The organism is Neoroseomonas soli (genome assembly GCF_018129065.1).
Classification (GTDB): domain Bacteria; phylum Pseudomonadota; class Alphaproteobacteria; order Acetobacterales; family Acetobacteraceae; genus Neoroseomonas; species Neoroseomonas soli.
On sequence record NZ_JAAEDM010000030.1, the window covers coordinates 42,335 to 48,334 of the forward strand.

Annotated in this window: 5 protein-coding genes and 1 pseudogene; 5 read left to right on the forward strand and 1 reads right to left on the reverse strand. The window is 72.0% G+C overall.

The window, feature by feature from the left end; genetic code table 11:
• Nucleotides 1–79 precede the first annotated feature (79 nt).
• Complete coding sequence (locus GXW76_RS12635; RefSeq protein WP_211862380.1) at nt 80–1,357, reverse strand: AmpG family muropeptide MFS transporter; 1,278 nt, start codon at nt 1,355–1,357, stop codon at nt 80–82.
• Nucleotides 1,358–1,467: 110 nt separating this feature from the next.
• On the opposite strand from GXW76_RS12635, the gene GXW76_RS12640 reads away from it, so the two are divergent.
• The 5 genes and pseudogenes from GXW76_RS12640 to GXW76_RS12660 all read left to right on the forward strand — a co-directional run.
• The gene (locus tag GXW76_RS12640; protein WP_211862381.1) at nt 1,468–2,007 is read left to right on the forward strand and encodes a Yip1 family protein; all 540 of its coding nucleotides are present in this window, start codon (nt 1,468–1,470) and stop codon (nt 2,005–2,007) included.
• A gap of 338 nt (nt 2,008–2,345) precedes the next feature.
• Nucleotides 2,346–4,685 (forward strand): hypothetical protein, encoded by a 2,340-nt coding sequence (locus GXW76_RS12645; protein ID WP_211862382.1) that lies wholly within the window; start codon nt 2,346–2,348, stop codon nt 4,683–4,685.
• Nucleotides 4,686–4,715: 30 nt separating this feature from the next.
• On the forward strand, nt 4,716–5,114 hold the full coding sequence (locus GXW76_RS12650; protein ID WP_211862383.1) for a hypothetical protein: 399 nt from the start codon (nt 4,716–4,718) through the stop codon (nt 5,112–5,114).
• A gap of 12 nt (nt 5,115–5,126) precedes the next feature.
• Nucleotides 5,127–5,591, forward strand: a complete 465-nt coding sequence (locus GXW76_RS12655; RefSeq protein WP_211862384.1) for a hypothetical protein — start codon at nt 5,127–5,129, stop codon at nt 5,589–5,591.
• Nucleotides 5,584–6,000 (forward strand): annotated as a pseudogene (locus GXW76_RS12660) (hypothetical protein); the annotation flags it as partial. The gene GXW76_RS12655 and the pseudogene GXW76_RS12660, both read left to right, overlap by 8 nt.

Consider the following 6,000-nt stretch of genomic DNA (forward strand, 5'->3'; position numbering starts at 1 on the left):
CATGCCGCAACGGGCATGGCCTCGCCCCTTCCATCCAGGAAAAGCGAAACGGAGCCTCAAGCAAACCGCAGCTACAGCACTAACTCTGTGGGGCCGCCTTCGGTGCCGGCGGCGGCAGCGCCCTCAGCAGCCAGACCATGATGCCCATGGCCGGCAGCGCGGCGGCCGTGGTGAGCAGGAAGAAGTTCGACCAGCCAAGGGCTGCCGCCAGCCCGCCCGCGCTTGCCGCCAAGGTGCGCAGCGGCAGCGCCGCGAGGGACGACAGCAGCGCGTACTGCGTCGCCGTGAAGGCCCGGCTCGTCAGCGCCGAGAGCCAGGTCAGGAAGGCCGCGTCGGCCAGCCCGTCGGTGAAGCTTTCGACCCCCACCTGCGCCCACAGCATCGGCATGGAATGCCCCGCCTGGGCGAGCGCGACATACATCAGGTTCGACGTCATCTGCCCTACGCCGGTCCAGACCAGGGCACGGCGCATGCCGATCCGGCCGACCAGCCAGCCCCCCGCCAGCGCGCCCGCCAGTGTGGCGACCATGCCGAACCCGGTCGCGACCAGCGCCAGGTCCTCCCGCGTGAAGCCGAGCGAGCGGTAGAACGGCGTCGTCATCACCCCCGCCAGCGCCTCGCCGAGCTTGTAGAGCGAGATGAAGAGCAGGATGGCGAACCAGAGCGGCCGGCCCATGAAGTCCCGGAAGGGCTCGACCACCGAAACCCGCAGCCGCGCCCGCCACCCCGAGACGTCGGGCACCGAGTGCTGCGCGTCCGGCGCCGCAAGGGCGGCGACCAGCCCCACCACCAACAGTGCCGCGCCGTAGAGATAGGCGCCCGACCAGCCGATATGCCCGACCAGCAGCAGCGTGCCCGCCCCGCTCGCGAGCAGCGCGAGGCGATAGCCCCAGACATAGGCCGCGAGGCCATAGGCCTGCGCGGCGTTGTCCTCGCCCAGCATCTCGATGCGGTAGGCGTCGATGACGATGTCCTGGCTGGCCGAGAGGAAGGCCACCAGCACCGCCAGCACGACCGTGGGCATGGGGTCGGCGTTCGGGTCGGTCAGCGCGATGGCGCCGATCGTCGCGACCAGCGCCACCTGGATGCAGACGAGCCAGCCCCGCCGCTGGCCGAGCCGCCCCAGCACGGGCGGGCGCAGCCCGTCCAGGGCCGGCGACCACAGGAACTTGTTGGCGTAGGAGAGACCGATCAGCGCCGTCATGCCGATGGCCGAGAGCGAGAGCTCGCTTTCCGCGAACCATTGGCGCAGCACCTGGCCGGCGACGAGCGGCAAGGGCACGCCGGCCGAGAAGCCGAGCGCGAGCAGAACGAGGAAGCGGCGGTCGCGCCAGCGTGGAAGGGCCGATTCGGGCATGGCCGGCAGGCTGGCAGAAGCCCCGCCGGGCCGCCAGCGCCCCCGGCTCTTGCCGCCGCACGATGCGCCTGGGCAGTATCGGCGCAGCAACGAGGCCTGAAGGGGACCGCATGGAACAGCTGATCGCGCGCGTGAAGGGGATGATCCTCTCCCCGGCGGAGGAGTGGCGCACCATCCAGCGGGAGCCGGTCGAGCTGGTGCCGCTGTTCACACGCTATGTCATGATCCTCGCGGCGATCCCAGCGATCGCCGGGATGCTGCTGATGATGGCGTTCGGCCTTTTCTTTTCCGCGATCAGCAGTGCGATCGTGGGCTACATCCTCTCGGTGGCCGGCGTATTCGTCATCGCCAAGATCATCGAGGTCCTCGCGCCGAACTTCGGCGGCCCGCAGGATGCGGATGCGGCACTGAAGCTCGCGGCCTTCGCGCCCACCGTGGCCTGGGTGGCGGGGGCGGCGATCATCATCCCGATCCTCGGCGGCATCATCGCGCTCGCGGGTGGCATCTATTCGCTCTACACGCTCTACATCGGCGTGCCGACGGTGATGCGCGTGCCGCAGGAAAAGGCGCTGACTTTCACCCTCGCGGTGGTCGGCGTCGCCATCGTGGTGAACATCGCGGTCCGCTTGCTGACCGGCGTCTTCGTCTAGCACTACTTCGGCAGGCGTCATCGATCGCTGATCGAGTTCGGACTCCGCCGGCGTGCGTTGCGCGGGGTCACGCGCGGCTCGGCATCAGGCAGGATTGGGCGCGCAGCCGATCTTCCGGCAAGGGAGACCGGCTCTCGGTTTCCGCAGCAGGATCGCCCATGGGTGGTGCCGGCGGGGTGAACGGACCTCTCGCCGGCACGAAGATCACATTACCGTCCCGCCACACGGGGTTGTGAGAACCCGCCACCTTTGTTCCGTGCGTAGACTGAAGTTGAGCGGCACCACTCGGCCGCAACCGTGTGGCGAGTGACCCGGCTGCAAAAACCTGGGGGAAGGCCATGGCGCGCGTTCTGGTTGTGCCCGGCGTTTCGGTGGAAACCCGCTTCGATGTCCCCCCGCCGCTCCCCTCCCGGTCCGGCATCCTCGGTGCGGTCGGGGTCGTGGACCGTGCCCCGCCTCCCGGCGAACTGACCGGCATCACCACCTCCACCGAGTTGTTCGAGCGCTTCGGGCCGGCCAGCCGGTATTCCTTCCCCGAACTCCTCGACGCCATCGCCAATGGCGTGTCGGAGGTCTTCGTCTCGGCCGTCGATCCGCGCTCGGGCGCGCCGGCGGAACTGACGCTGCGCGACGACGAGAACCAGCCGGTAGCCCTGCTCCGCGCCCGTGCCGTCGGTCCCTGGGGGAACGACCTCGGCGCGCGCGTCGTCCGCACCATGGCCGAGGACGGCGTCACCGTCCGCCGCCTCTCGCTCGAGATCGCGCTGCGCGGCACGCCGGTCGAACGCTTCGACAGCCTGGTCTTCGACGCGACGCAGGAACGCGATTTCTTCGCCACCATCAACCGCGAGAGCACGCTCGTCGTCGCCATCGATCCGGACCTGATGACCGACCTTCCGGCGACCGACGCCGACGTGGTCGCCTTCACGGACAGCGCGGCGCAGCCAGCGCGCGGGCGCCTCGCGGCGGGGAACGACACCCTCGTCAACGTCACCGCGGCGCAGCCGGGCGGGCGGGGCAACCGCGCCTCGCTCCGCGTCGCGGCAGGCCATGCGAGCCGTTCCTTCCCCGGCGCCGCCGACGCCCCGAGCATCCGCGTCAGCGCGCGGGAGGCCGGGGATGCCGGCACCGCCATCTCCTTCGGCATCACCGGCGATGCGGCGGCCGTGACGGTGCAGGTGCAGGATGGCGCGGGCAATGTCCGCACCTATGGCGGCGCTGGCCAGGTGCTGGACAGCGTCGCCGCCCTGGTCGCCGCGCTGTCCGCCGATCCTGCCGTGCGCGTGGTCCGACTGGGCGACGTGCTTCCCGCGGCGACCGCGGGGCGCCAGCCGCTGCTGCGGACGGTGAGCGTGACCTTCGCCGAGGAAGGCGCCGCCACCACCGAACTCGCGGACCTCGAAAGCGCGACCGCCATCGCCGCGGCGCTGGATGCCCTGCCGCAGCTCGTCGCGGCTCTCGCGCCCGGCGCGGACGGCACGCGGCTGCCGGATGTGGGCGCGCCGAATGCGCGCTTCCTGGATGGCGGACGCGATGCGGGTCCCGCGCGTGCCTGTGCCGGCCAGGACAATCCGGCCGCCACCGTGCTGGAACTGCGCCCTGCGCCGGGTGCCGATGCCGCCGCCGCGCGCTTCCGGGTGCTCGCGGGCACCACGGCCGGCACGGTGCGGATCAGCGTCGGCCGGCTCGATGCCGGCGTCTATGCGGAGCAGGAAAGCTTCGACAACCTCACCATGGACCCGGACGACCCGCGCTACCTGCCGGCCGTCCTCGCCGCCGGCAGCAACGTCCTGCGCGCCGCCGACACCTTCCTGCGCCGCGGGGCGAGCCACCTGCCGACGGGCAGCCTCGCGCCGCAGCGCTTCACGGGCGGGGCGATGCCGTCTCTCGCCGCTTGGCAGAACGCGACCGACGCATTGGCCGGCGTCCCGGATGTGGACCTGGTGATGGCCGGGCTGCAAGGCTGGCGCGACCCTGCGCTGGACCATGCGGCGGTGCAGACGGCGCTCGGCGCGCATGCCGCGCAGCAGGCGGAGTTGGCGCGGCCACGCATCGCGCTCGGCGGGGTCAATCCGGCGACGCAGCGCGACACCTCGGCCATCCTGTCGCAGGCCGCGATCGTCGCCGGACGGCGCTTCGTGCTGGTCGCGCCAGGCGGCGCGGAAGGCGCGGTCGCCGGCCTGCTGGGGCGACTCGACGTGTTCCAATCGCCCACCTTCAAGACGCTGGGCTCCCTCTCCGCGGCGCTCGTGCCCTACACGGATTCCGACCTCAACCGCCTGGTCGGGCCGGACGGCAATGTCTGCGTCGTCACCTCGCGGCGCGGCCGCGGCACCATCGTGGTCAAGGGCATCGCCGCCGACGGCTTCCAGATCAGCGTACTGCGCACGGCCGACCGCTGCGTGCGGGAGGTCAGCAAGATCGCCGACCGCTTCATCGGCCAGCTCAACAACAGCGAGCAGCGCGGCGCGCTGCGGCAGATGATCGTGGACACCTTCACCCAGATGGAGCGCGACGGCGCGCTGGTGCGCAGCATGGACGGGAAGGACCCGGCTTTCCTCGTGGAGGTCTACGGCAGCCAGACGGATTTCGCCGCCGGCATCCTGCGCGTGGACATCGCGGTCCGGCCGGTGCGCGCCATCGACTACGTCTATGCGACCATCCGGGTGCGCAACTAGGCCCCAGCGGCCAGAGCGGGAGGAACGCGCATGGCTTCCGTCTTCACCGCGAATTCCTCGGCCGTCCTCATCGGCGGCGAGCGCGTCGGCGGCGTCCGCAGCATCGACTACCAGCACCGCCGCGCGCAGGAGAGCGTCTATGCGCTCGGCTCGGCCGAGCGTGTGGCGGTCATCTACGGCGGCACGTCGGTCGCCGGACGGATCATCATCGCCTCAGCGTCCGACGCGCTGGATGCGCTGCTCGCCTCGGGCGAGACCTTCCAGGTCGTGGCGAACCTCTCGGCGCGCGCGGATCTGGAACCGGAGCGCAGCGTCGCCTTCGACGGCTGCTTCATGACGGGCAAGACCTTCGCCCTCTCCGCCGGCGGCCATGCCGAGGCCGTGTACGAATTCACCGCGACGCGCATGCGCGAGGAGGCGGCCGCCTGACCGGCATTCCCGATGATCCCCGTTCCCAGCCCTGTCGCGCATGTCTCCATCGGCCTCGATCCGGGCACTGGCACCTGGCGGGTGGAAGCCGATGTGCCGCGCACGCTGCGCACCTGGCGTTGGGGCGAGCGCCGGCGGCTCGTCGCCGCCTGCAGCCGCGGCGGCCGGCTTGACGGGAACGCCTTCGCCGCCGCTGTCGCGACGACGCTCTACGATCCGCCGCCGCCGCCGGACCTGATCGCGCTGCATGCGCTGGTCGCGCTCGACCTGCTCGGGCTCGGGCACGGGGCGGCGCCGTCGCCGCTCGGCGCGGCGGAGGCGCGGCTTGCGGCCCGCTTCGGATGGTTGCCGAGCGCGATCGCGGAGGAGCCGGCGCCGGCCCTGGACAGCCTGCTGGCCAATCTCGACCCCGACTCGCCATCCGCGCCCGGCGATGGCTGGAGCAGCATCCGTGTCGTGGAGGGGCCCGATGGCTGACGCGCCGGCTGCCCTCCTCGCCGAACAGGACCGGAAGCGGCCGATGCTGGACCGGCTGCTGGCGCTGGCCGCGCTGTGGGCGGACCCGGAGGCGGCAGGCGACGGAGTGGCGGAACCGGGCGAGGCGAAGGCCTGGCGGTTTGCGAAACCGATGGACATGACGGCGGCCGCGATGGGACCGAACGCGGCGACGGCGCCGGCTGCCGCCTCGGCGCCCGGCTTCGCGGCGCCATCGTCTGGCCGGCCGGTCGGAAGGTCCTCTCCGTCCGCCTCCATGTCGTCCTCACCCGTAGCGTCCGCGGTGACCGCCCGCGGCGCGGTGGCTCCGTTCCCCGCCGGCAGCGCGGGCGCTGCGCCCGATGCAACGCGCATCGCGGGGCACCCCCGCCCGGCAGGCGCCCTCGCGGCG

Bases quoted from the DNA above. Each gene is read 5' to 3' on its own strand.
- GXW76_RS12635 (WP_211862380.1), bottom strand. From the start codon at position 1,357: ATGCCCGAATCGGCCCTTCCACGCTGGCGCGACCGCCGCTTCCTCGTT.
- GXW76_RS12640 (WP_211862381.1), top strand. From the start codon at position 1,468: ATGGAACAGCTGATCGCGCGCGTGAAGGGGATGATCCTCTCCCCGGCG.
- GXW76_RS12645 (WP_211862382.1), top strand. From the start codon at position 2,346: ATGGCGCGCGTTCTGGTTGTGCCCGGCGTTTCGGTGGAAACCCGCTTC.
- GXW76_RS12650 (WP_211862383.1), top strand. From the start codon at position 4,716: ATGGCTTCCGTCTTCACCGCGAATTCCTCGGCCGTCCTCATCGGCGGC.
- GXW76_RS12655 (WP_211862384.1), top strand. From the start codon at position 5,127: ATGATCCCCGTTCCCAGCCCTGTCGCGCATGTCTCCATCGGCCTCGAT.